24 protein-coding genes are annotated in these 23,743 nt (G+C 33.6%); 15 read left to right on the plus strand and 9 right to left on the minus strand.

The window, feature by feature from the left end:
- Positions 1 to 67: 67 nt before the first annotated feature.
- The 3 genes from QLQ94_RS14195 to QLQ94_RS14205 all read right to left on the minus strand — a co-directional run bounded on the left by QLQ94_RS14195 (position 68) and on the right by QLQ94_RS14205 (position 2,710).
- Positions 68 to 745 carry a YggS family pyridoxal phosphate-dependent enzyme gene (locus tag QLQ94_RS14195; protein WP_271337173.1) on the minus strand — a complete coding sequence of 226 codons (678 nt, stop codon included), beginning with the start codon at positions 743 to 745 and terminating at the stop codon, positions 68 to 70.
- A gap of 14 nt (positions 746 to 759) precedes the next feature.
- On the minus strand, positions 760 to 1,653 hold the full coding sequence (locus QLQ94_RS14200; RefSeq protein ID WP_007809858.1) for a 3-hydroxyacyl-CoA dehydrogenase family protein: 894 nt from the start codon (positions 1,651 to 1,653) through the stop codon (positions 760 to 762).
- Between the two features lie 91 nt (positions 1,654 to 1,744).
- Positions 1,745 to 2,710, minus strand: a complete 966-nt coding sequence (locus QLQ94_RS14205; RefSeq protein ID WP_271337174.1) for a Gfo/Idh/MocA family protein — start codon at positions 2,708 to 2,710, stop codon at positions 1,745 to 1,747.
- A 143-nt stretch (positions 2,711 to 2,853) separates the two neighbouring features.
- Between QLQ94_RS14205 and QLQ94_RS14210 the strand changes: the two genes are divergently transcribed.
- Positions 2,854 to 3,495: a protein-L-isoaspartate(D-aspartate) O-methyltransferase gene (locus QLQ94_RS14210; protein WP_041518722.1), complete on the plus strand. Its 642-nt coding sequence runs from the start codon at positions 2,854 to 2,856 to the stop codon at positions 3,493 to 3,495.
- Between the two features lie 120 nt (positions 3,496 to 3,615).
- Here QLQ94_RS14210 and QLQ94_RS14215 read toward each other — a convergent pair whose 3' ends face one another.
- From QLQ94_RS14215 to smpB, 3 genes are all read right to left on the minus strand, one after another.
- Positions 3,616 to 4,665: a Fic family protein gene (locus QLQ94_RS14215; RefSeq protein ID WP_271337175.1), complete on the minus strand. Its 1,050-nt coding sequence runs from the start codon at positions 4,663 to 4,665 to the stop codon at positions 3,616 to 3,618.
- Between the two features lie 88 nt (positions 4,666 to 4,753).
- A complete protein-coding gene (locus tag QLQ94_RS14220) occupies positions 4,754 to 5,404 on the minus strand; it encodes a DUF4136 domain-containing protein (RefSeq protein ID WP_271337176.1) in 651 nt (216 codons plus the stop codon).
- 75 nt (positions 5,405 to 5,479) lie between these two features.
- Complete coding sequence (smpB, locus tag QLQ94_RS14225; RefSeq protein ID WP_042564375.1) at positions 5,480 to 5,935, minus strand: SsrA-binding protein SmpB; 456 nt, start codon at positions 5,933 to 5,935, stop codon at positions 5,480 to 5,482.
- A gap of 140 nt (positions 5,936 to 6,075) precedes the next feature.
- Here smpB and QLQ94_RS14230 point away from each other — a divergent pair, with 140 nt between their 5' ends.
- Complete coding sequence (locus QLQ94_RS14230; protein WP_271337177.1) at positions 6,076 to 6,705, plus strand: outer membrane beta-barrel protein; 630 nt, start codon at positions 6,076 to 6,078, stop codon at positions 6,703 to 6,705.
- A gap of 101 nt (positions 6,706 to 6,806) precedes the next feature.
- Positions 6,807 to 7,034 carry a VF530 family protein gene (locus QLQ94_RS14235; RefSeq protein WP_271337178.1) on the plus strand — a complete coding sequence of 76 codons (228 nt, stop codon included), beginning with the start codon at positions 6,807 to 6,809 and terminating at the stop codon, positions 7,032 to 7,034.
- On the opposite strand, the gene QLQ94_RS14240 is transcribed toward QLQ94_RS14235, so the two are convergent.
- The 3 genes from QLQ94_RS14240 to QLQ94_RS14250 all read right to left on the minus strand — a co-directional run bounded on the left by QLQ94_RS14240 (position 7,035) and on the right by QLQ94_RS14250 (position 9,137).
- Positions 7,035 to 7,589 carry a DUF3575 domain-containing protein gene (locus tag QLQ94_RS14240; protein ID WP_271337179.1) on the minus strand — a complete coding sequence of 185 codons (555 nt, stop codon included), beginning with the start codon at positions 7,587 to 7,589 and terminating at the stop codon, positions 7,035 to 7,037.
- A 134-nt stretch (positions 7,590 to 7,723) separates the two neighbouring features.
- Entirely contained in the window at positions 7,724 to 8,275 is a 552-nt protein-coding gene (locus QLQ94_RS14245) for a GNAT family N-acetyltransferase (protein ID WP_271337180.1), read from the minus strand.
- Positions 8,276 to 8,285: 10 nt separating this feature from the next.
- Entirely contained in the window at positions 8,286 to 9,137 is an 852-nt protein-coding gene (locus tag QLQ94_RS14250; protein ID WP_482497552.1) for an aldose 1-epimerase family protein, read from the minus strand.
- A 186-nt stretch (positions 9,138 to 9,323) separates the two neighbouring features.
- On the opposite strand from QLQ94_RS14250, the gene QLQ94_RS14255 reads away from it, so the two are divergent.
- From QLQ94_RS14255 to argH, 12 genes are all read left to right on the plus strand, one after another.
- Complete coding sequence (locus QLQ94_RS14255; protein ID WP_482497554.1) at positions 9,324 to 11,594, plus strand: M1 family metallopeptidase; 2,271 nt, start codon at positions 9,324 to 9,326, stop codon at positions 11,592 to 11,594.
- Positions 11,595 to 12,148: 554 nt separating this feature from the next.
- Entirely contained in the window at positions 12,149 to 12,790 is a 642-nt protein-coding gene (locus tag QLQ94_RS14260) for a GNAT family N-acetyltransferase (protein ID WP_072963976.1), read from the plus strand.
- Between the two features lie 66 nt (positions 12,791 to 12,856).
- Complete coding sequence (locus QLQ94_RS14265; protein WP_271337183.1) at positions 12,857 to 14,050, plus strand: argininosuccinate synthase; 1,194 nt, start codon at positions 12,857 to 12,859, stop codon at positions 14,048 to 14,050.
- On the plus strand, positions 14,043 to 15,020 hold the full coding sequence (gene argC / locus QLQ94_RS14270) for an N-acetyl-gamma-glutamyl-phosphate reductase (RefSeq protein ID WP_482497557.1): 978 nt from the start codon (positions 14,043 to 14,045) through the stop codon (positions 15,018 to 15,020). Before QLQ94_RS14265 ends, argC begins: the two co-directional genes overlap by 8 nt.
- A gap of 146 nt (positions 15,021 to 15,166) precedes the next feature.
- The gene (locus QLQ94_RS14275) at positions 15,167 to 16,306 is read left to right on the plus strand and encodes an aspartate aminotransferase family protein (protein WP_271337185.1); all 1,140 of its coding nucleotides are present in this window, start codon (positions 15,167 to 15,169) and stop codon (positions 16,304 to 16,306) included.
- Between the two features lie 91 nt (positions 16,307 to 16,397).
- Positions 16,398 to 17,591 (plus strand): glutamate-5-semialdehyde dehydrogenase, encoded by a 1,194-nt coding sequence (locus QLQ94_RS14280; RefSeq protein WP_271337186.1) that lies wholly within the window; start codon positions 16,398 to 16,400, stop codon positions 17,589 to 17,591.
- Positions 17,592 to 17,763: 172 nt separating this feature from the next.
- Positions 17,764 to 18,525, plus strand: coding sequence for a glutamate 5-kinase (proB, locus tag QLQ94_RS14285; protein WP_271337187.1), 762 nt, complete (start codon positions 17,764 to 17,766; stop codon positions 18,523 to 18,525).
- Positions 18,526 to 18,633: 108 nt separating this feature from the next.
- Positions 18,634 to 19,023 (plus strand): GxxExxY protein, encoded by a 390-nt coding sequence (locus QLQ94_RS14290; RefSeq protein ID WP_482497559.1) that lies wholly within the window; start codon positions 18,634 to 18,636, stop codon positions 19,021 to 19,023.
- A gap of 84 nt (positions 19,024 to 19,107) precedes the next feature.
- Positions 19,108 to 20,055: an N-acetylornithine carbamoyltransferase gene (locus QLQ94_RS14295; protein ID WP_271337189.1), complete on the plus strand. Its 948-nt coding sequence runs from the start codon at positions 19,108 to 19,110 to the stop codon at positions 20,053 to 20,055.
- An 82-nt stretch (positions 20,056 to 20,137) separates the two neighbouring features.
- On the plus strand, positions 20,138 to 20,911 hold the full coding sequence (gene argB, locus QLQ94_RS14300; protein ID WP_482497561.1) for an acetylglutamate kinase: 774 nt from the start codon (positions 20,138 to 20,140) through the stop codon (positions 20,909 to 20,911).
- A 209-nt stretch (positions 20,912 to 21,120) separates the two neighbouring features.
- The gene (locus tag QLQ94_RS14305; protein ID WP_427402279.1) at positions 21,121 to 22,191 is read left to right on the plus strand and encodes a M20 family metallo-hydrolase; all 1,071 of its coding nucleotides are present in this window, start codon (positions 21,121 to 21,123) and stop codon (positions 22,189 to 22,191) included.
- A 210-nt stretch (positions 22,192 to 22,401) separates the two neighbouring features.
- Positions 22,402 to 23,682: an argininosuccinate lyase gene (gene argH, locus QLQ94_RS14310; protein ID WP_271337192.1), complete on the plus strand. Its 1,281-nt coding sequence runs from the start codon at positions 22,402 to 22,404 to the stop codon at positions 23,680 to 23,682.
- The last annotated feature ends 61 nt before the right edge of the window (positions 23,683 to 23,743 follow it).

A 23,743-nucleotide genomic window follows, 5' to 3' on the forward strand; every position in this document is an offset into this window, starting at 1 on the left:
TTCAGTATCAGTATTTAGTAATCAGTTTAAACTCTACAATCCTCAATCTAAAATCTAGAATCAGATTTTAACGACCTCCAAAAATGCTGCTTCCAATTCTTACCATTGTGCTTCCGCATTCTATGGCAAGTTGATAATCGCCGGACATTCCCATAGATATTGTTGAAAAATTATTCATTGTAGAGGCGCACTGCTGTGCGTCTTTGCGTTGTTGTATGGAATCAAAAATAGACTTTAAATGTGTGAATTCTTTTTTTATCTGATTTTGATTTTCTGTAAATGTTGCCATTCCCATTAAACCTAAGATACGAATGTTTTTCATTTTTTCGAACTCTGACGAAGATATTAATTCATTTAATTCGTTTTCATCTAAACCAAATTTTGTTTCCTCTTCTGCAATATGTATCTGAAGTAAACAATCAATAATTCTATTGTTTTTTAAAGCTTGTTTGTTAATTTCCTGTAATAATTTCAAGCTGTCAACTCCGTGAATTAAATTCACAAATGGCGCCATAAATTTGACTTTATTCGTCTGCACGTGACCAATCATATGCCATTGAATGTCTTTTGGCATTTCTTCGTACTTATCAGTCATCTCCTGGATTTTATTTTCTCCAAAAATACGCTGACCAGCTTCGTAAGCCTCCATTAAATCAGAAACAGGTTTTGTTTTAGAAACAGCAACGAGAGTTACATGTTCAGGTAAGGTTGTTTTGATAGCATTTAAATTCGATTGTATCGACATGGCATTTCTTTTTTTTACGAAAGGATAAATTGCTTAGAAATTTTCTCTGCTTTTTTACTTTCACTGTAATCATAAAATCCTTCACCGGATTTCACTCCCAATTTTCCTGCTCTAACCATATTCACCAATAGTGGGCAAGGAGCATATTTGGGGTTTTTAAAACCTTCGTACATAACATTCAGAATAGCAAGACAAACATCAAGTCCAATAAAATCAGCTAATTGAAGCGGTCCCATTGGATGTCCCATTCCTAATTTCATTACTGTGTCAATTTCATAAACACCGGCTACTTTATTATATAACGTTTCGATTGCTTCATTTAGCATAGGCATCAAAATTCTGTTTGCTACAAAACCTGGATAATCATTTACTTCAACAGGAGTTTTTCCTAATTTTTCAGATAAATCCATGATGATCTTAGTGACTTCATCGCTTGTATTGTAACCGCGAATGATTTCGACCAATTTCATGATTGGCACCGGATTCATAAAATGCATTCCTATAACACGTTCAGGATGCGCAACTACAGCTCCAATTTGGGTAATTGATATAGAAGATGTATTGGTTGCCAAAATGGTATTATGAGAACAAGCTTCATTTAATTGTTTAAAAATATTAAGCTTTAGTTCTACATTTTCTGTAGCAGCCTCAACAACTAAATCAACACCAACAACACCATCTTTAATATCAGTATACGTAATAATATTAGTAATAGTTTTTGCTACATCTTCTTGAGTTATGGTTCCTTTTGCTAACATTCGATCTAAGTTAGCAGCTATAGTCGCCATTCCTTTGTCTAAAGATTTCTCAGAAACATCAATTAGTTTTACAACAAAACCACTTTGCGCAAAAGTATGGGCAATTCCATTACCCATCGTTCCTGCACCAATTACAGCTATAGTTTTCATTTAATTTGGTATTTGAATTTTAAAAGTTAAGGTTTAAAGCTCCTTTGAAGTGCGCTTTAAACCTTAAAAATAATGAGTTTATTTTTTTTATTTATTTGTCGAAACAATCAATGATTTGATATGCCACTCTCAAAGCATCTGTAGCTTGTTCAAGCGTCACAACGGGAGTAGTATCTGTTGTGATGGCATTTGCAAATGAGTCTAATTCGTCCAGAATGGCATTATTTTGCTCCACATCAGGATTAGTAAAATAGATTTGTTTTTTTACACCTTCTGCATTTTGAAGAATCATATCAAAATCGCCCGGAATTTCAGGAGCATCCTTCATGCGGACTACTTCACATTTTTTTTCCAGAAAATCTACCGAAATATAAGCGTCTTTTTGAAAGAAGCGCGTTTTACGCATGTTCTTCATCGAAATTCTGCTTGCTGTTAGATTTGCTACACATCCATTTTCGAATTCGATTCTTGCATTAGCAATATCCGGAGTGTCGCTAATTACAGAAACTCCGCTGGCATGAATATCTTTTACTTTAGAATGCACAACGCTTAATATAGCATCAATATCATGAATCATTAAATCCAACACTACAGGAACATCAGTTCCACGCGGATTAAACTCGGCCAAACGATGTGTTTCTATAAACATTGGGTTTTCGATCATGTTTTTTGTAGCAATAAACGCAGGGTTAAAGCGTTCAACATGACCCACCTGACCTTTTACGTTATATTCATTGGCTAAAGCAATAATTTCTTCAGCTTCATCAACGGTATTGGCAATTGGTTTTTCTATAAAGATATGTTTTCCGGATTTAATGGCTACCTTAGCACATTTATAGTGAGAAAGTGTTGGTGTTACAATATCAATGACATCCACAGCATGGATTAATTTTGCAATAGTGCTGAAGTTTTTATAACCAAACTCTTTTGAAATTCTTTCGGCATTTTCTTGATTTTCGTCGTAAAATCCAACTAATTCGTATTTGTCAGATTGTTGTAATAAACGTAAATGTATTTTACCAAGATGACCAGCACCTAAAACTCCTACTTTTAACATGAGAATGTATTTTAAACAAAAATATAATTTATTTGTTGAAAGTAAAAGTGAATGCAGTAAAGATTTAGCGATTTAATAATTAAAAATCAATATTTGATTTCCTATTTACTTTCTTATTTTTGCCAAAATAAAATCTACCCATTTTGAAAGACACTGCCAAACATCAAGGACTACGTAATCAATTAGTAAGCACTTTAGAACAAAAAGGAATTACCGACAGAGCAGTTTTGGATGCGATAAAAAAAATCCCAAGACACCTTTTTTTAAATTCAAGTTTTGAAGATTATGCTTATCAGGATAAGGCTTTTCCTATAGGAGCCGGTCAAACAATATCACAGCCGTACACCGTTGCTTTTCAATCCCAATTATTAGAAGTTAAAAAAGAGCATAAAATTCTCGAAATTGGTACTGGTTCAGGTTACCAAACTGCCGTTTTATGTATGCTGGGCGCAAAAGTTTTTAGTGTCGAAAGGCAAAATGAATTGTTTAAGACAACTTCGAATTTATTTCCGAAACTAAATATTCGTCCCAAGCATTTGTCGTTTGGTGATGGCTACAAAGGGTTGCCAAGTTACGCACCATTTGATAGTATTATTGTTACAGCGGGAGCTCCATTTATTCCTCAGCCTTTAATGGCACAGCTAAAAATAGGAGGAAGGCTCGTTATACCTTTAGGAGAAGATGTTCAGATTATGACATTATTGATTCGTAAAAATGAAACGCAATTTGAGAAACATGAATTTGGAGAATTTCGATTTGTTCCTTTACTAGAAGATAAAAATTAAAAAGTAGCTATAAATTTCAAACACGGATTTCGCAAATTAGAACTAATTATTTTTAGAAATTAATTTCACAAACGTAATTGATTGTTAATTTGTGCTAATTTGTGGAATTCGTGTTTTATTTTATTGAGCGATAATACCAATATGTCGTTCCAGGTCTTCTTTTTCAATTCGAGCAACAAAGAGTAAAAAATCTTCTTTATTATTTTTTGTCTGGGCGGTTTCTAGAGTTTGATAGTATTGCATACGACTGTCATAATCTCCTTTTATGTTGGCAATTATATAGCCCTTTTGCAATAAAATTAAATTCATTATCAAACGGGAAGTACGGCCATTTCCATCAATAAAAGGGTGAATTGTTACTAGTCTTTCGTGCATTTCAGCAGCCAAAACAACGGGATGTAACTTGTTTTTATTGATTTCGTACCAAATAAAATAATCTTCCATTTCTTTGGCAACCATAAAAGGTTGTGGTGGCATGTGAGTACTTCCTTTTATCATTACTTGTACTTTTCGGTAACGACCTGCATCTTCAGGAATTATACCTCGTAGAATTAAATTATGAATAGACAAAAGATCGCGTTCGTTTAAAGAAACGTTTCTTTGCATTAAATTTTTAATAAAACCAATAGCTTCCTGATGATTAATCGCTTCTAAATGCTCACGCATACTTTTTCCGGAAATAGTCAAACCTTCGTTGATCACCATATCTGTTTCACGAAGTGTCATAGTGTTTCCTTCAATTCGATTACTTTCAAAAGTATATTCTAATTCTAAGGCCTGAGTAATTCTATAGCTGTCATATTGACGATAACTGTCTAATTTTGCTTTTAGAAGATCAATCTCTTTAAGAAGATTTTCTAGAGTTTTAGAAATTTTTAATTTTGATACCGTTTTGTTGTATTTGATTTCCTGCTCTGCTACCATTAAGGCTTTTAAGGCAAATTCATCATCTCCAATTTCGTATAGTATTTTTTCTTTAAGCCATGCAATCATTAAGGTTTCGTAATCTATCTCTAAAAGTTGAGAAAGTTTCGAAATCTGGTCTTTAGTTGGTCTTCTTGTTCCTGATTCGAATTTGCTTATTAAAGCTTGATCTATACCAAGAATTTGTGCCACTTCACGAGTTTTTAATCCTTTTTGCTCTCTTGCATTTTTAAGAAGTGTTTTCATTTATTCTAATGATTTAAATTGTCTTGACTAATTTAGTCATTTTTACCGGAATAAAAAAGCAATATTCCACAATATTGCCTTTACAAAATTATATTTTACTTTTTGGAGGAAGCGATCCGTCTTTTCTCATTTCATCGACAACTGCTTGCATGATTGCGTCTACAGTTGATCCTAAATCCGTCACATAATCGGATTTTGTAGTTCCTGTCCAGATTAGTTTATTTTCTTTTAATGAAAAAACGTTTGTTTCTACCATATAAGAAGTTGTTTCCTGATAATATCCCGGATCGTAGAAGTAAGGAGAGTACATTCCGTACCAGTTTCCAAAACCATATCCGTAAACACCGCTGTATAGACCATCGAAACCACCGTAATACATACCTGTATAACTTCCAGGAACATAGGTAGTTTCTTTTTCTGCACTTACCAGACGTAATGTAATTACGCCATCAAAATCTTCATCTTGTAATATTTTTAATTTTTGTTCCTGTGTAAGATTTTTAGTTGTTTCGTTTAAGTATTCATAAGAGGTTTTGAAGATTGGATTGCTGGCTGCAATTCTGTTTTCGGTGACTCTTCTGGATGCTTCGTCTTTTAATAGCGCAACAACTAAAACTTTTTTGAAATTTTCCTGGGCGACTGTTATTTTTGGATCTCTCCAACTATTAACTATTGCAGTATTGCTGCCACAGCTTGCAAGTACCAAAGCGACGATAAATAAAGTTAAGCATTTCTTCATATTACAAATTTTTAAATATTGTAATAAAAATACGTATAAAATATTAACAAATGCTTCTTGCGATAAAAAATAACTTTAATTGTAGGCTTTTTTTATTCGGTCTAGATCACGTTTTGTGTCCTGTTCTTTAAGAGATTCACGCTTGTCGTAGTTTTTCTTTCCTTTACAAAGTCCGATTTGTAGTTTTGCAAGCCCTTTTTCATTGGTAAACAATTTTAAAGGTACAATTGTAAGTCCTTTTGCCTGAACACTTTTGTGAAGACTTTTCAATTCCTTTTTATTCAAAAGCAATTTTCTTTCACTTCTTGATTTGTGATTGAATTGATTTCCAAATGTGTATTCTTCTATATAAGTATTAATAGCAAAAAGTTCGAGATTGCTAAATTCACAAAAACTTTCGGTAATATTGGCTTTTCCTAATCGGATAGATTTGATTTCTGTACCGGATAAAACAATTCCGGCAGTATAAGTATCGATTATCTCATAATCAAATCGAGCTCTTTTATTAAGTATATTGACTGTTTTTAACATAGATGCAAATGTAAACAAAATTGAAAAACTTTGAAGCAATCAAAGATAATTAAAGATTTTTTTTAATCTATGATTTTAATCATTTTTGAAAGATAAACTTGCTAGTAAGTTTGTTAAATAATTTATAAATAAATTCAAAAATGAAAAAAATTTTAACATTCGCTACTATTGCATTAATTAGTCTAACTGTAAAAGCACAAGATGCTAGTCAGGGTTTAAAAGGAGCTTGGTTTGTAACGTCACAATTTGGTTACCAGCAAACTAAAACCGGGGATAATAAAAATACAAATTTATCAGTAATACCAATTGTAGGAACATTCATCACGCCATCTGTAGCTGTTGGAGCGGGACTGGGTTATATTAATATGAAATCAGATGCAAGTGTAGGAGTCGCAGCAACAAAAACAGATTTATTTGTAATTCAGCCCTTGGCAAGAAAGTATTGGAATGTTGCAGGTTCTCTTTATTTCTTTGGACAAGCAGCTCTTCCAATTATTGCAGGTAAAGAAAAAGAAAGTGGTACAAAAATAAACCAGTTCGGTTTGTCTGTCTCAGGAGGTTTTGATTATTTCGTCACTAAAAACTTCTCAGTAGAGTTTTCTTATGATTTAGCGAATTTTACATCAACTACAATTGACCCTAAAAGTGGTGAAAAAACTACTGTTACTAATTTTGGATTAGCACATATGGCAAATGTTGATTCTGCTTATTTAGTAGGAGGTTCAAATTTAACAACTCCACTTGCGGTTGGATTTAAATTTATATTCTAAATAGTTCTAGGCTGATTTAGATTTCAATTTGCTAATTTTGCAAAAAAAAGACCGAACTTTTTTAGAGTACGGTCTTTTTGTATAATCTTTAAATTTATAAAATGCAAAATCAATCAAAAGATCCGTTGCACGGCATCACACTTCAAAAAATAGTAGAAGCACTAGTGAATCATTATGGTTTTGATACATTGGCAGAATTAATACCTGTCAAATGTTTTACCACAAATCCGAGTGTCAAATCAAGTTTAACTTTTTTAAGAAAAACCGATTGGGCTCGTAAAAAAGTTGAAGAGTTGTATTTGAAATCTTTATCTAAATTTACAGAATAATTACAATTTATAAGAAATCATAACACCTCCACGGTAAGGAAGCCATTCACCACTTTTGTTCCAGTTTGGAGCTTTTTCGTATCTGCCTGGAGTTCCGTCGTTATAGTATCCTTTATAAAAACCTTGATGCCAACCAGCTCCTGCAAATATATCTAGTAAAAATTTGTCGTTTAATTTGATGTTATATCCAGCTGTAATACCTAAACGATAACCAAAACCATGTTCATATTTGTTACTGTCCCAGTAATTCCATTTTTGTAATTCATAAACATCCGGACCAGCATGACCACCAACATAAAATCCGTTATATTTTTCTTTAAAATGATAACGAACTTCCGGTGTTAATGTATAAAATTTCATTGGACTGTGGCCATCAAAAGATTCCCAAAAAGAAGCCATTACATCAACACTAAAAGTTAATTTTTCTCCAATACTGGTTTCGATACCAATATTTGGAACACCAACTAAAGCTGTTGCGGCATTAAATTTAATAAAAGTTTGACTTTGGGATTGAATCGAAAAGAAAAGGACAATGAGAATTAAGTACTTTTTCATAAAAATAGTTTTCGTAGGGGTTTAGATAAGGCTTTATACCTTATTTCGCGTGCAAATATAACGCAAACCATTAATTACTATTATGTAAATGTTTTAATTTAACAAGAATGTTTTTTTATGATAATTAATATTGATTAATTAGCTTCTAGTAATGAGTAGATTACGGAATCTAAAAAGCGGCCTTCATAAAATTCGTTTTCTTTTAAATGTGCTTCTTTAACAAAACCACATTTTTGAAGCACTTTTTCAGAAGCATAATTTCCGGGGTCAATCACGGCTTCGATAGAGTGTAGTTTTAGATCTTTAAAGCCATAACTAATTAATCGATTTACGGCTTCTGGAACAATTCCTTTACCGTGAAATTCCGGCAATAAGATATATCCAATTTCAGCACGGTAATTTTGTGGCTGCATCCTGTAATATCCTATAATACCCAATAGTTTAGGGTTGCCTTTTAATGTTATTCCCCAATTGATTCCTATGTTTGTTACTATTTTATCTTCGATCATAGCAATGTGTTCAAGAGCATCCTCAGAATTTTTCGCCAATGGTCGCGGAATATATTTCATGGTTTCGGGATTCGAACGTAATTCGAAAACTTCATTTACATCATCGTTTGTTATTCTCCTTAAAAGCAAACGTTCTGTTTCTATTTCGGGAAATGGGGTGAAATTAAATTCTAACATTTTTCTTAAATTATAATAGTGTTATACTAAACTTTGAAGTAAAAGTTTGATTAGCATCTAAAGCCAAAATCCCTTCCTTCTTAAATAAATCCCCAGAATTTTCGGCTGTGTCTGAATAGCCCAACCAAGGTTCAATACAAAGAAATGGCGCTTGATCTTTTGTCCAGATCCCCAAACTTGGAAAATCTTTAAAATCAAATTTGAGATATGGTTTGGAGTTTTCAAGAATAGTTAATGAATTTGATTCTAAAGATTTAAAAATCAATGCATCGTTTTCGAATAATTTATAATTCAAAGGAACCAGATTATCAGTAGTTTCTAAAACTTCTGTTTTATTTGAAATTAAATCATTCTCTAAAATATAATATTTTAAAACTTCTTCTTTTTCAAATTCTAGAGCATAATTTTCGAAATTCTCTGGTAAAGCTATTGCCGGATGAGCTCCAATTGAAAAAGGCATTTTAGTTTTACTTTTGTTAATTACTTTATATTCGATGTTTAATGACGCTTCTTCAAGAGTGTAAATAAGTTGTAATTCAAATTCAAAAGGATATTTTTTCAAAGTTTCAACATCAGATTGTAAAGAAAAAACAGCACTGTTATCAGTCTTTTTTACTAATTGAAAATCCATATCGCGAGCAAATCCATGTCTTGGTAATTGATATTCTTCTCCGTTAATTGTATAAGTATTGTTTTTTAAAGTACCTACAATCGGAAAAAGGACAGGAGAGTGCTTTCCCCAAAAATCAGGATTCCCTTCCCATATATATTCTTTGTTTTGCTTGTTTTTTAATGAAAATAATTCAGCTCCTGAATGTTTTATAGAGGCGCTTAGTGTTGAATTTGAAATAGTTGTATTCAAAATGAGTAAGGTTGAAATGAATAAAATTTATACTGATGTAAATATATTTTATAAATTTTAGTTTTTTAAGAAAAACCTCCAAATTATTTTTTTGATAAAATTTTGCTAAAATTCAATTTATGATTCTTCTTTTCTCTGTAAATAGCTTTTTTTTTCATTAATTTGCTAGATAAACAGCTAAAAAATATGAAAATACAATCCTTAAAAGCCTTATTAACCATGGCTTTGTTTGTTGGGATTTCTTCTGTTTGGGCACAACAAACGCCTCCGACAACAGCAGTAAATCCTGTTAATAATTACAATTATCATGATGCCTTTGGACCACATTTTTATACAAAAAATGGAACTCCAACCCGTTCTGCAAGTGGACAGCCCGGAGTTGAATACTGGCAAAACAGGGCTGATTATCAGATAACGGCAAGATTGAACGCGATCACAAATGAAATTATTGGTACGGATGAAATTACCTATACTAATAATAGTCCTGATAAAATGTCATTTGTTTGGTTGAATTTAGATCAAAATTTATTCAAGGAAGATTCAAGAGGAAACGCAGTTGTGCCTTTAACGGGTAGCCGTAACGGTGCTCAAGGACAGCTTTTTGATGGTGGAAATAAAATAAAATCAGTTAAAGTAATTTCTGTTGGTAAGAAAAAAACTGAAGCTGAGGCAAAATATGTAATTACAGACACCAGAATGCAAATATTTCTTCCGGAAGAATTGGCATCAAAAGGAGCTGCTGTTAAAATTAAAATAGAATTTGCATTCACGGCGCCTTTTGAAGGATCAGACAGAATGGGAGTTTTAGAAACTAAAAATGGTAAAATTTTCACGATTGCGCAATGGTATCCTCGTATGTGTGTGTATGATGATGTAAGAGGCTGGAATACACATCCGTATTTAGGTGCTTCTGAGTTTTATCTGGAGTACGGTAATTTTGATGTAAAACTTACTGTACCTGCTAATCATTATGTAGTAGGGTCAGGTGAATTACTAAATGGTGCAGAAGTATTGCCTGCAGATGTATTTAAGCGTTATAAAGAAGCTTCATTAAGCGATAAAACAGTTATGATTCGTTCTGCTGAAGAAGTTGCTGCAACTGCAAATACAAATGCTTCCGGCGAGAAAACGTGGCATTATCAGATAAAAAATGCACGTGATTTTTCGTGGGCGTCGTCACCGGCTTTTATCTTAGACGGAGCAAAAATTAATTTGCCAAGTGGTAAAAAAGCATTGGCTTTATCTGCTTATCCGGTAGAAAGTGCCGGACAAGGTGCTTACGGACGTTCTACTGAATATGTAAAAGCAGCTATAGAACATTATTCTAAAACATGGTTCGAATATCCTTATCCGGCCGCTACAAACGTTGCAGGAAATGAAGGCGGAATGGAATATCCGGGAATTGTTTTTTGTGGATGGGAATCTAAAGGACAGGATTTATGGGGAGTTACGGATCATGAATTTGGACATATCTGGTTTCCTATGATTGTAGGATCAAACGAAAGATTGTTTGGATGGATGGATGAAGGTTTTAATACTTTTATTAATTCACTAAGTACAGCCGCATTTAATAAAGGAGAATATGTAGAAGCGCCAACAGATTTACATAAAGGAGCTGAGTCATTTACAAGAACTGATTTAGAAACCGTAATGAGTTCTCCTGATAACATGAAAGAAGCAAATATTGGTATGTTGTGTTATTTTAAGCCAAGTTCAGCTTTGATTATTTTAAGGGAACAAGTATTAGGAAAAGAGCGTTTTGATACTGCTTTCCGTACCTATATTGAGCGTTGGGCTTATAAACATCCGCAGCCGGATGATTTTTTCAGATCAATGGAAAATGTTGCGGGTGAAGATTTAAGCTGGTTCTGGAGAAGCTGGTTCGTAAACAACTGGCGTTTTGATCAAGGGATTAATTCAATTAAGTATGTAAAAAATGACCCGTCAAAAGGAGTTGTAATTACAGTTGAAAATTTCGATAAAATGCCAATGCCAATTGTTGTGGATATTAAAACAAAAAGTGGAAAAGTTACAAGAGTAAACCTTCCTGTAGAAGTTTGGCAGCGTAATACCGTATGGTCTTTTAAACATAATTCTACTGAAGAGATAGAGAGTGTTACTCTTGATCCTGATCATGTTTTTCCGGATAATAACGAAGCAAACAATGTTTGGACAGCGGGAAACGGTAAAATAGAAAAAGATATAATTTTAGACGGTTATTTAGGAAATTACTCTACTTCAAGAGCGCCTTTAAAGATCGATTTTACAGAAAAGAACAGTACGTTGAATGTTGAAATTACAAACTTCCCTAAGTTTACTGTAAGCCCTGTAGAAAACGAAAAAGATACTTTTCAGTCTAAAAGCGCAGGATTGAAATTTAAATTTAATGAAGCTAAAACAGGTTTTGACATGATTATTTTAGGTAACGGCGAAACAATTCCTTTTACTAAAAAATAAAAGTATAATAATAAAGTTTTTAAAACCCGATAGTTGTTAATCACTATCGGGTTTTCTTTTGGTTTGGCTTTTGAGTTTCAGGTTTCAAGTTTCAGGTTTATCAAATTTAGAAAAACTCAGAACCATAGCCCTTTAGAATCTTAGCGCCTTGAAAATCTAACTTTTCATTAAAAAAATGTTAGAATTTTAATTTTTTGTTTTGGAAATAAAAAAATAGTGTACTTTTGCATCGATGAATAAAATAAGTTTACATATAACTTCTTTGTCACGGACAAACTCACCTGTAACTTCTCCCGAAGTACGGATACTATCTCTATAGTATTCACAGAGTTTTTCGCCGCGTATTTATTTATATTCATTTTTCATTTTGAAATCACACAATTTGTCCATTGGACAAACATATCCTAAAAGTATATATAGTATTTTGAATTTTTTAAATCAAGTTTTTGATTTTGAGAAGGTTATTTCTATTATGTCTATTTTTGTTGGATTGATTTCAGGATTTCAAACTAAACAATACGTTTTAATTTTTAACTCTAACTTCAACTATTGAAATGAAAATCTCTATTGTTGTTACTCAGGAAGAACACTTCAAATTCGCACAGGAAATTTGCGATACGATAGAATCATCTGCCTTGCTAAGAGGTACAGGGATTGCTAAAAGAACTCCTGAATACATTCAGAAAAAAATGTCGAACGGTGATGCGATGATTGCTTTGGCAGATGGAAAATTTGCAGGTTTTTGTTATATCGAAAGTTGGCAGCACGGAAAATTCGTGGCACATTCCGGTTTAATTGTACATCCGGATTACAGAAGTTTGGGTTTGGCAAAAAAGATCAAATCAAAAGTTTTTGATTATTCCCTAAAAAGATACCCTGATGCTAAGATATTTGGTATTACAACCGGTTTGGCTGTAATGAAAATCAACTCTGATTTAGGATATAAACCAGTACCATTTTCTGAACTTACAACAGATCCAAGTTTTTGGTCAGGCTGTAAAACCTGTACGAATTACGAAATTCTAAAAAGCAAAGAAAACAAAATGTGTCTTTGTACCGGAATGTTGTATGACCCAAAAGAAAAACAAAAAGATCCGCCAAGACATCCTTTTAACGAAGCTGTTTTAAGCAGATTAAAAAAAATAAAACAAGCTTTATTCTTAAGTAAAATATTGTCTTTCGGCTTTTTATCTTAAGAATTTAAATCAAAAAAGAAATCTCAAACTTGCTATATACGAAAGTATTAGCCTAAATTATAAAAAATGAAAAAAGTTGTATTAGCTTATAGTGGAGGATTAGATACCTCGTATTGTTTGAAATATTTAAAAAATGAAAAAGGATACGAAGTCCACACCGTACTTGTAGATACAGGAGGATTTGATGCAGAAGAATTATCTGCTATCGAAAAAAGAGCTTACGAATTAGGGAGTGCACAACACGCTAACCTGACAATCGTAGATAAATATTATGATAAAGCGATTAAATATTTGATATTTGGAAACGTATTAAAAAACAATACATATCCATTATCAGTAAGTGCAGAGCGTGTTTTTCAGGCTATTGAAGCCATTAAATATGCTAAAAAAGTGGGAGCAAGCGCGATCGCACACGGAAGCACAGGTGCAGGAAATGATCAAATTCGTTTTGATTTAATTTTTCAAACCATCGCTCCGGAAATTGAAATTATTACACCAATTAGAGATCTTAAATTATCAAGACAAGAAGAAGTTGATTATTTGGCTCAAAACGGAGTTCATTATTCTTGGGAAAAAGCACAATATTCGATCAATAAAGGACTTTGGGGAACAAGCGTAGGAGGAAAAGAAACTTTAACCTCAAGTAAACCATTGCCAAGTGAAGCATATCCTTCGCAATTGCAAAAAGAAGAAGAAGAGAAAGTTACTTTACATTTTGAACAAGGAGAATTGGTTGGAGTAAATGGTAAAACAGATAAACCATCAAATAATATTGTAGCTCTTGAAAAACTGGCGAATGCATACGCAATTGGTAGAGATATTCACGTAGGTGATACTATTATTGGAATTAAAGGAAGAGTTGGTTTTGAAGCTGCTGCGCCATTAATTATTATAAAAGCACACCATTTATTAGAGAAACATACCCTTGGTAAATGGCAACAATACTGGAAAGAACAATTAGGAAACTGGTACGGAATGTTGTTTCATGAAGGCCAGTTTTTAGATCCTGTAATGAGAAATATTGAAACATTTTTGCAAGACACACAAAAAACTGTGAATGGTGTTGTAACCGTTTCGCTAAAACCATATCATTTTTCGCTTGACGGAATTGAATCTGATAATGATTTGATGAATACAGGTTTTGGTCAATACGGAGAAATGAACAATGCCTGGACATCAGACGATGCAAAAGGATTTATTAAGATTCTAGGAAATGCCCAAAACATATTTTCATCTGTAAACCACTTAGATCATGATTAATATCGGAATAATTGGTGGTTCAGGCTATACAGCCGGAGAACTTATCAGAATTTTAATGTATCATCCCAATGTAAACATCGATTTTGTTTACAGTACAACCAATGCAGGTAAACCACTTTCTGTGGCGCACCACGATTTGATGGGAGATATCGAAATGAACTTTACTGATGTGGTGAATCCGAATGTAAATGTTGTGTTTTTATGTCTTGGTCACGGAAAATCTATTTCGTTTCTTGAAGAAAATAAATTCGCAAGCCATACTAAAATCATCGATTTAGGAAACGATTTCAGATTGACAAAAGACGCTGTTTTCGAAGGAAAAGAATTTGTTTACGGATTACCGGAATTGAATAAAGCTGAAATTAAAAAAGCAAATTTTATTGCAAATCCAGGTTGTTTTGCAACTGCGATTCAATTGGCTTTATTGCCATTAGCAAAAAACAATCTGCTTAAAAATGATGTTCATATTAATGCAACAACCGGAAGCACCGGTGCGGGCGTAAGTCTTGCTGAAACTTCTCACTTTAGTTGGAGAAACAATAATATGTCTCATTATAAAGCTTTTGAACACCAGCATTTGGGAGAAATCAACCAAAGCGTGAATCAATTGCAAGCTGATTATTCAGATGAATTAATTTTTGTTCCGAATAGAGGCGATTTTACAAGAGGAATTTTTGCGACTTTATATACAGATTCTTACGAAAGCCTGGAAGATTTAGTGACCAAATACAAAGATTTCTATAAAAATGAACCTTTTGTAACTGTTACAACGACAAATATCAATATGAAACAAGTCCTTCAAACCAACAAATGTATCATTAGTTTATTGAAAAAAGGAAACCGGATTTTAATCACGTCAATCATTGACAACTTAACCAAAGGTGCTTCAGGACAAGCGATTCAAAACATGAATTTAATGTTCGGGTTAGAAGAAACCACCGGTTTACATTTGAAACCAAGCGGATTTTAGAAAAAATTTGTTTCAGGTTTAAAGTTTCAAGTTCTGTAAGGACTTGACATATAAATACTGAAGCTTAATCTAGTTTCAAGTTCCAGTTTCACGTTCTACAAACAACTTGAAACTTTAAACATGAAACAAAATAAACAAAAGACAAAATGAATTTATTCAACGTATACCCACTTTATGATATCACACCTGTAAAAGCACTAGACTGCACAATTACAGATATTAACGGAGTAGAATATTTAGACTTATATAGCGGACATGGTGTAATCTCGATTGGCCATACACAACCTGATTATGTGGCGAAATTGAAAAATCAATTGGATCATTTAGGATTTTATTCTAATGCAATTCAGAACCCTTTGCAGGTAGAATTAGCTCAGAAATTAGGGAAACTTTCAGGATTAGAAGATTACGAATTATTTTTATGCAGTTCAGGAGCTGAAGCAAACGAAAATGCTTTGAAATTAGCCTCTTTCCATAACGGGAAATCAAGAGTTATAGCTTTTCATAATTCTTTTCACGGAAGAACTTCTGCAGCTGTTGCCGTTACAGACAATAAGAAAATCGTAGCGCCAATTAATGCACAGCAAGTAGTTACTTTTTTACCGCTGAACCAAATCGAATTAGTTGAAGCTGAATTGGCTAAAGGAGATGTTTCTGCAGTAATTATCGAAGGAATTCAGGGAGTTGGAGGTTTAGATGAAGGAACAACAGAATTTTTTCAGGCATTGGAAAAAGCATGTAAAAAACACAATGTTGTTTTGATTTTAGATGAAGTACAATCAGGATATGGAAGAAGCGGAAAGTTTTTCGCGTTTCAACATCACGGGATCAACGCTGATATTATTTCAGTTGCAAAAGGAATGGGGAACGGTTTTCCGGTTGGAGCCATTTTAATTTCGCCAAAATTTGAAGCAAGTTTCGGATTATTAGGAACTACTTTCGGCGGAAGCCATTTATCATGTGCTGCAGGAATTGCAGTTCTGGATGTAATGGAGAAATTGAACTTACAAGATAATGTAAACGAAGTTTCGGCCTATTTCTCAGAGCAAATAAAGCAAGTTCCGGGAATCAAACAAGTAAAAGGAAAAGGTTTAATGCTTGGTATTGAATTTGATTTTGATGTTGCAGCTTTAAGAAAAAAACTAATCATCGAAAAACATATTTTTACAGGAAGTGCCAATAACAAAAATCTAATTAGAATTTTGCCACCACTTACAGTAAAAAAAGCTGATATCGATACATTTATTGTAGCTTTAAAAGAAAGTTTAGAAGAGCTTCAGAATTAGATTTCAATATCCTAACAGGTTTTCAAAACCTGTTAGGTATATATAAGTTTCAATCAAAAAGAAGCAACCAAAAAACAACCAACTATAAATTATGAATCCATTATCAATAGAAAAACGCAATCTGGTTTTGCACTCCATGGCAAAACTGGTAGAACAGGAGCGGAGCCAAATTATTCTTACCAATCAAGAGGATTTGCTAGCCTATGATGGCTCAGATTTAGCGATGGAAGAACGCCTGAAAGTAGATGATAAAAAAGTCGACGAGATGATTTTATCGTTAAAACAATTGGCTTCTCAGGAAGATCCTGTTGGAGTTGAGCGTTTTCATTTTGTTCATGATAACGGAATAAAAGTCATTAATAAAACGGCAGCTTTTGGTACAATTTTAATTATCTATGAATCTCGTCCAGACGTTACAATCGAAGCGGGAGGAATTGCCTTTAAATCCGGAAATAAGATTTTATTAAAGGGAGGAAAAGAGTCTTTGAGATCCAATTTAAAGATTGTTGATTTATGGCACGAGGCTTTACAGGAAAATGCAGTTTCGAAAGACTGGGTAGAGTATTTGAATTATACCCGTGCAGAAACGCAGGCTTTTTTAGAAAAACCAACTCAAAAAGTAGATTTAATTGTTCCAAGAGGAGGAGAAAAATTAATTGAGTTTGTCAAACAACACGCGACTTGCCCGGTAATTGTAAGCGGACGCGGAAATAATTTTGTTTACGTTCATAAAGATGCTGATACAGACTTGGCTTTAAAAGTAATTTTGAACGCGAAAACATCTAAAATCTCAGCTTGTAATGCAGTTGATAAAGTTTTAATAGATTCTAAATTACCAAATTTTGAAGGTTTTACAGCAATTTTAATCGAAGAATTAAAAGAGTATAATGTAGAAGTAATTGTTGATGAATCTCTGAAAAACTTTGAAGATACAGAAACACTTCAAAGCGAAGATATCTGGTACGAAGAATTTTTGGATTATAAAATTGTAATTGGAACAATTGATTCTGACGAATATGCAATTGATAAAATCAACAAATATTGCGGAGGACATTCAGCGGTAATAATTACCAGAGACGACAAAGCAGCACAGAAATTTATGGATGCTGTTGATACTGCTGCCGTTTATCAAAATGCATCGACACGTTTTACCGATGGAGGACAATTTGGTCTGGGCGGAGAATTAGCAATAAGCACCGATAAATTACATCAACGCGGACCAATTGGTTTACAGCATCTTGTAACAAACAAATGGTATGTTTACGGAGATGGGCAAATTAGGTGATTTTAGAGTTCAGATTATAGATTTACGATTTCTGATTTCTGATTATTGGAATTTAAATTTTGGAATTTATTAAAGACAAAGCTTTGCGAACTTTAGAGTTTGTAAACACAAACAATATAAAAAAACCTTGCGCACTTTGCGGTTAAAAAAACATCGGGGTTAAAATAACAACATGGGAAAAAAGCGGATTTTATTAAAAATAGGAAGTAATACCTTAACCAAAGAAACCAATCATATTTCGCGGGGAAAGATCGAGGATATTGGTATGCAGATCGCCGCTCTCAACAAAGATTACGAGTTTGTAATCGTGAGTTCAGGAGCAATCGCAGCCGCCAAGCAATTTGTGAAACTTGAAAGTAAAGGCAAAGAAATTGCGTTAAAACAAGCTTTGGCTTCGATTGGACAACCACATTTAATGAGGATCTTCCATGAAAACTTCAGCGACTTAGGCCTGTTGACTTCTCAATGTCTGCTTTCATATTCAGATTTTGAAAAAGATCAGTCGAAAGTAAATATTGTCAATACGATTAATGTGTTGGTTGAGAACAATTACATTCCGATTATAAATGAAAATGATACCGTTGCCACAGATGAGATTCGGTTTGGGGATAATGATAAATTAGCGGCTTTAACAGCAGTACTGCTAAAAGTTGATATTCTAATTATTGCGACCAATACAAACGGAATTTATACCAAAGATTCTTTCAATGATGAATACCCTGAAACGATTAGAGTAGTAAATGATCTAAAAGTATTAGAAAAAGAAATTGGAGATTCAAAATCATCACACGGAACAGGCGGAATGCAGTCGAAAATAGAAGCTGCCGGAATTGCAAAAGCAGCCAACATCGAAACCTGGATTGTCAACGGATTAAATGATAATTTTATTTTAAAAGCATTGCAAAATGAAATTGCGTTTACAAAAATAGTCTGATTATGACGCGGATGAGGCGGATTCGCTTTGCGAAAACGCGGATAAAAACGGATTTTTATATTTGTGCTTGATTAATATGTAGTGTATTTCATTCAGATTTTTGAAATTATGAAATTATTGCATCAAGAGTTAACGGATGTCATTATTAAAACTTTTTATGAAGTTTATAATGAATTAGGATATGGATTTTTAGAAAAGGTTTATTTAAATTCCCTGTACTTGGAATTAAAAAGTAAAGGTTTAAATGTTGAAGCTCAAAGAAAAATAGAAGTTTATTATAAAGGAATTGAAGTGGGAGAATATTATGCAGATTTAATTGTTGAAAATTCAGTTATTCTTGAATTAAAAGTGGCTGATAGCATTGCTCCGGCATTCGAAAACCAAATTTTAAATTATTTAAGAGGAACAAATTGCGAGGTCTGTTTACTCCTGAATTTTGGAAAGAAACCGGAATTCAAACGGAAAGTTTTTGAAAATAACAGAAAAATTAGAAAGTAAAAAAAGAAAAAATCAGTTTTTATCCGCGTCTTCGCTTTAGCGAATCAGTTTAATCCGCGTCTAAATAACACAATACAAAAAGACATGAATTATATTTCAATACAAGATATCGACTCATTATCAAAATGGGTAAAAAGTGCGTTAAAAATCAAAAAGAACCCACTTAAAAATCAAGCCTTAGGTAAAAACAAAACCTTAGGAATGTTATTTTTCAATCCTAGTTTAAGAACGCGTTTGAGTACTCAAAAAGCGGCTATAAACTTAGGGATGAATGTTATGGTGATGAACTTCACCAATGAGGGATGGACATTAGAATTCGAAGACGGAGCCATTATGGACTCCGGCGCTTCAGAACACATCAAAGAAGCTGCAGAAGTAGTATCTCAATATTGTGATATTATTGCCATTCGTGCTTTTGCAGGTTTAGTAGACAAAGAAAAAGACTATGCCGAAACGGTAATTTCAGGATTTCTGAAACATGCTACAGTGCCAATTGTAAACATGGAAAGTGCCGTTCGTCACCCAATGCAATCATTGGCAGATGCGATTACAATGGAAGAGTACAAAACGAAACACAAGCCAAAAGTAGTGCTTTCTTGGGCACCACATCCAAAAGCGTTGCCTCAGGCAGTGGCAAATTCCTTTGTAGAAATGATGCAAATGCAAAAAGACATGGATTTTGTAATCACACATCCGGAAGGTTACGAACTAAGCCCGGAAATCACAAAAGATTGCAAAATCGAATACGATCAAAATAAAGCGTTCGAAAATGCCGATTTCGTTTACGTAAAAAACTGGAGTAACTTCAACGATTACGGAAAAGTAACCAACATAGATCCAAACTGGACAGTAACAGCCGAAAAAATGGCATTGACCAATAACGGAAAATTCATGCATTGTCTTCCTGTACGTCGTAACGTAATTGTAACTGATGAAGTTATTGATAGTGAGAATTCAATCGTAATTCAGCAAGCGAATAACAGAACGTATTCAGCACAATTAGTTTTACAAAAGATTTTAAAGAAATTGTAATAAAGTCGCTAAGGTTCTGAGTTGCTAAGATGCTAAGTTTCTTAGAACCTCAGTACCTTAGAACCTTAGAACCTTAAGAAAAATGGAAGTTACCGTAATAAAAATTGGTGGAAACATAATCGATAATCCAACCGAGTTAGAACAATTCTTAACTGATTTTTCTAAAATCGAAGGCTATAAAGTTTTAGTTCACGGAGGAGGAAAGTCAGCTACAAAAATGGCTCAAAGTATTGGTTTGGTTCCTCAAATGATTGACGGACGCCGAATTACTGATGCTCCAATGCTGGATGTTGTGGTAATGATTTATGCCGGACAAATTAATAAACATATTGTGGCGCAATTGCAGGCAAAAAACAATAACGCAATTGGTTTTTCAGGAGCTGACGGAAATTTGATTCAATCGACAAAACGAAATCACCCAACGATCGATTACGGATTTGTAGGCGATGTAAAACAAGTCAATACAAGTTTACTAAAAACATTGCTTGAAGCAGGGATAATTCCTGTTTTCTGCGCCATTACACACGATAAAAACGGACAGTTATTAAATACAAATGCCGATACCATTGCAAGCGAACTATCCATTGCATTGTCTGAATTTTTTGATGTTACGCTAACATACTGTTTTGAAAAACAAGGAGTTTTGCAAGATTCAGAAGATGATAACTCTGTAATAACAGAAATCAATGAAGAACTTTATAATAAACTTAAAACCGAAAAAGTAATCCATTCCGGAATGATTCCCAAACTGGATAATTGCTTCAATAGTTTATCAAGAGGCGTTCAGAAAATCAAAATTGGGCATCACAAAATGCTTCAAAATCCAGATATTCCGCACACAACGATTACGTTATAAAAAGAGAATGCCAGAGATTAAAAGATTAAAATGATTTAGAAAAATCTGTAAAAATTCTTTTAATCTGTGGCAAAAAAATAGCCTTACGCAAGGCATTTTAAATATTAATTTAAGAAATTTGCGCAAATTTAGATGGTCGCAAAATTGATCAAAAGAATCAATAAAAAACTTTGTGACTTTGAGCCTTCGTGGCAGAGAACCTACACACTATGAAAAATATACAAACGCTTACAAAAGAAGCCATAGCATTATTAAAAAGCCTGATTGAAACCCCTTCATTTTCAAGTGAAGAAGACCAAACAGCACTTTTAATCGAAAATTGGTTCAATCAGAATGAAATTCCTTTTGAGAGGGAAAATAATAATGTGTGGGCTTTCAATAAATATTTCGACGAGAATAAACCAACACTTTTACTAAATTCTCATCACGATACTGTAAAACCAAATCAGGCCTATACAAACGATCCTTTTAAAGCTATCGAAAAAGATGGCAAATTATTCGGATTAGGAAGCAATGACGCCGGAGGATGTCTGGTTTCTTTATTGGCAACCTTTGTTCACTTTTATGAGAATCAGAATTTATCACATAATCTTGTAATTGTAGCATCGGCAGAAGAAGAAAGCAGCGGTAAAAACGGTTTAAACAGCGTTTTAAAACACTTACCTGAACTAGATTGCGCAATTGTTGGCGAACCCACTTTAATGCAATTGGCTGTGGCGGAAAAGGGTTTATTGGTTCTTGACGTAAAAGTAAAAGGAACAGCAAGCCACGCTGCACACCAAAATGAGGACAATTCGCTTTATAAATCAATTCCGGTAATGGAATGGTTTAAAAACTATAAATACGATAAAATATCAGATGTTTTAGGTCCTGTAAAAATGACCGTAACACAAATCAGCGCAGGAAAACAGCACAATGTTGTACCATCAGAATGTGATTTGGTAGTTGATATTCGTGTCAATGATTGTTATTCAAACACTGAAATCCTTGAAGTTGTAAAAGCCAATGTAAATGCCGAAGTAACGCCAAGGTCAATGCATTTAAACGCATCGTCTATTCCGGTTGCCCACGGTTTAGTACAAGCGGGAATCGCTTTAGGAAGAACAACATATGGATCGCCAACACTTTCAGATCAATCTGTTTTGAGCTGTCAGTCATTAAAGCTAGGACCAGGCGAAACCTTGCGGTCACATTCAGCAGACGAATTTATTTTTATCAACGAAATCGAAGAAGGGGTCGACTTGTATATCAAAATACTAACAGATTTCTTTAAACTATAATATTAATTAGGAGCTATTTCCCGCTATCCGTTCCAATCTTTTATTTTTTTAAAGAAAAAAATAAAAGGATTTCCACTGCTATCGGGGCTAGAAACACCATCAGTATAAACAATGACATTAGAATAAATTAGAAAATATACACTTTATAAGATTTAATAATCTAGGAAGTCTAAAAATCTAAATAATCTAAGAAGTCTAAAAATCTAAGTTATGAAACTTTGGGAAAAAGGAATACCAACAGACAAACAAATCGAGCATTTTACAGTAGGAAACGATCGTGAACTTGATTTGGTTCTCGCAAAATATGATGCTTTAGGTTCTATTGCACACGCTAAAATGCTTGGGCAAATTGGTTTATTGACTCAGGAGGAAACTACTTCTTTAGTAGATGCTTTAAACGAAATCATAGCTGATATTGTGATTGGAAATTTCGAAATCGAAGACAGTTTCGAAGACGTACATTCCAAGATAGAATATTTATTAACTGTAAAATTGGGCGATGCAGGAAAGAAAATCCATACGGCGCGTTCTCGTAACGATCAGGTCCTGGTAGATGTTCACTTATATCTTAAAGATGAATTAAAAGCTTTAAAAGAACAAGTGAAAACATTGTTTGATTTATTGATGGAATCTGCAGAGAAACATCAAAATGTTTTATTGCCGGGATATACGCATTTGCAAATTGCCATGCCATCGTCATTCGGAATGTGGTTTTCTGCTTATGCCGAAAGTTTTATCGATGATGTAACGATGTTAAACGCAGCTTTAAAAATTGTAGATCAAAACCCATTAGGTTCAGCTGCAGGATACGGAAGCTCGTTCCCAATCAACAGAACTTTTACAACCCAGGAATTAGGATTTGAAACCTTAAAATTTAATGCAGTTGCAGCTCAAATGAGTCGCGGAAAAGCAGAAAAAACAGTCGCATTTGCAATGAGCAGTGTTGCAGCAACTTTGTCAAAATTTGCTATGGATGTTTGTTTGTATATGAGTCAAAACTTTGATTTTATCAGTTTGCCGGCACATCTTACAACAGGATCCAGCATTATGCCGCACAAGAAAAATCCTGATGTATTTGAATTAATCAGAGGAAAATGCAACAAGATTCAGGCGCTTCCTTACGAAATCACCTTAATCACGAATAATTTACCAAGTGGTTACCACAGAGATTTACAGCTTTTAAAAGAAGGTTTGTTTCCAGCGCTTCAAAACCTAAAGGCTTGTTTAGATATTGCAATTTTCTCCGTAAAAGACATTACAGTAAAAGATAATATTCTAAAAGATAAAAAATACAATTATCTGTTTACAGTAGATACACTAAACGAAATGGTAGTTGCCGGGATGCCGTTTAGAGACGCATATAAAGCCGTTGCAGAACAATTGGAAGCCGGAACATATCAATCTCCTAAAGAAACCAAACACACGCACGAAGGAAGTATCAATAATTTATGTTTAGATGCTATCAAAGATAAAATGAAAGCAGCTTTTTAAAAGTATTTTCAACAACAAAAAAGCCGATTTGTACTTGATACAAATCGGCTTTTTTGTATAA

It is taken from the genome of Flavobacterium sp. B114r (assembly GCF_056824125.1).

Coding starts and splice junctions, on each gene's coding strand:
- QLQ94_RS14195 (WP_271337173.1), bottom strand. CDS start 745: ATGTCGATACAATCGAATTTAAATGCTATCAAAACAACCTTACCTGAA.
- QLQ94_RS14200 (WP_007809858.1), bottom strand. CDS start 1,653: ATGAAAACTATAGCTGTAATTGGTGCAGGAACGATGGGTAATGGAATT.
- QLQ94_RS14205 (WP_271337174.1), bottom strand. CDS start 2,710: ATGTTAAAAGTAGGAGTTTTAGGTGCTGGTCATCTTGGTAAAATACAT.
- QLQ94_RS14215 (WP_271337175.1), bottom strand. CDS start 4,665: ATGAAAACACTTCTTAAAAATGCAAGAGAGCAAAAAGGATTAAAAACT.
- QLQ94_RS14220 (WP_271337176.1), bottom strand. CDS start 5,404: ATGAAGAAATGCTTAACTTTATTTATCGTCGCTTTGGTACTTGCAAGC.
- smpB (WP_042564375.1), bottom strand. CDS start 5,935: ATGTTAAAAACAGTCAATATACTTAATAAAAGAGCTCGATTTGATTAT.
- QLQ94_RS14230 (WP_271337177.1), top strand. CDS start 6,076: ATGAAAAAAATTTTAACATTCGCTACTATTGCATTAATTAGTCTAACT.
- QLQ94_RS14235 (WP_271337178.1), top strand. CDS start 6,807: ATGCAAAATCAATCAAAAGATCCGTTGCACGGCATCACACTTCAAAAA.
- QLQ94_RS14240 (WP_271337179.1), bottom strand. CDS start 7,589: ATGAAAAAGTACTTAATTCTCATTGTCCTTTTCTTTTCGATTCAATCC.
- QLQ94_RS14245 (WP_271337180.1), bottom strand. CDS start 8,275: ATGTTAGAATTTAATTTCACCCCATTTCCCGAAATAGAAACAGAACGT.
- QLQ94_RS14255 (WP_482497554.1), top strand. CDS start 9,324: ATGAAAATACAATCCTTAAAAGCCTTATTAACCATGGCTTTGTTTGTT.
- QLQ94_RS14260 (WP_072963976.1), top strand. CDS start 12,149: ATGAAAATCTCTATTGTTGTTACTCAGGAAGAACACTTCAAATTCGCA.
- QLQ94_RS14265 (WP_271337183.1), top strand. CDS start 12,857: ATGAAAAAAGTTGTATTAGCTTATAGTGGAGGATTAGATACCTCGTAT.
- argC (WP_482497557.1), top strand. CDS start 14,043: ATGATTAATATCGGAATAATTGGTGGTTCAGGCTATACAGCCGGAGAA.
- QLQ94_RS14275 (WP_271337185.1), top strand. CDS start 15,167: ATGAATTTATTCAACGTATACCCACTTTATGATATCACACCTGTAAAA.
- QLQ94_RS14280 (WP_271337186.1), top strand. CDS start 16,398: ATGAATCCATTATCAATAGAAAAACGCAATCTGGTTTTGCACTCCATG.
- proB (WP_271337187.1), top strand. CDS start 17,764: ATGGGAAAAAAGCGGATTTTATTAAAAATAGGAAGTAATACCTTAACC.
- QLQ94_RS14290 (WP_482497559.1), top strand. CDS start 18,634: ATGAAATTATTGCATCAAGAGTTAACGGATGTCATTATTAAAACTTTT.
- QLQ94_RS14295 (WP_271337189.1), top strand. CDS start 19,108: ATGAATTATATTTCAATACAAGATATCGACTCATTATCAAAATGGGTA.
- argB (WP_482497561.1), top strand. CDS start 20,138: ATGGAAGTTACCGTAATAAAAATTGGTGGAAACATAATCGATAATCCA.
- QLQ94_RS14305 (WP_427402279.1), top strand. CDS start 21,121: ATGAAAAATATACAAACGCTTACAAAAGAAGCCATAGCATTATTAAAA.
- argH (WP_271337192.1), top strand. CDS start 22,402: ATGAAACTTTGGGAAAAAGGAATACCAACAGACAAACAAATCGAGCAT.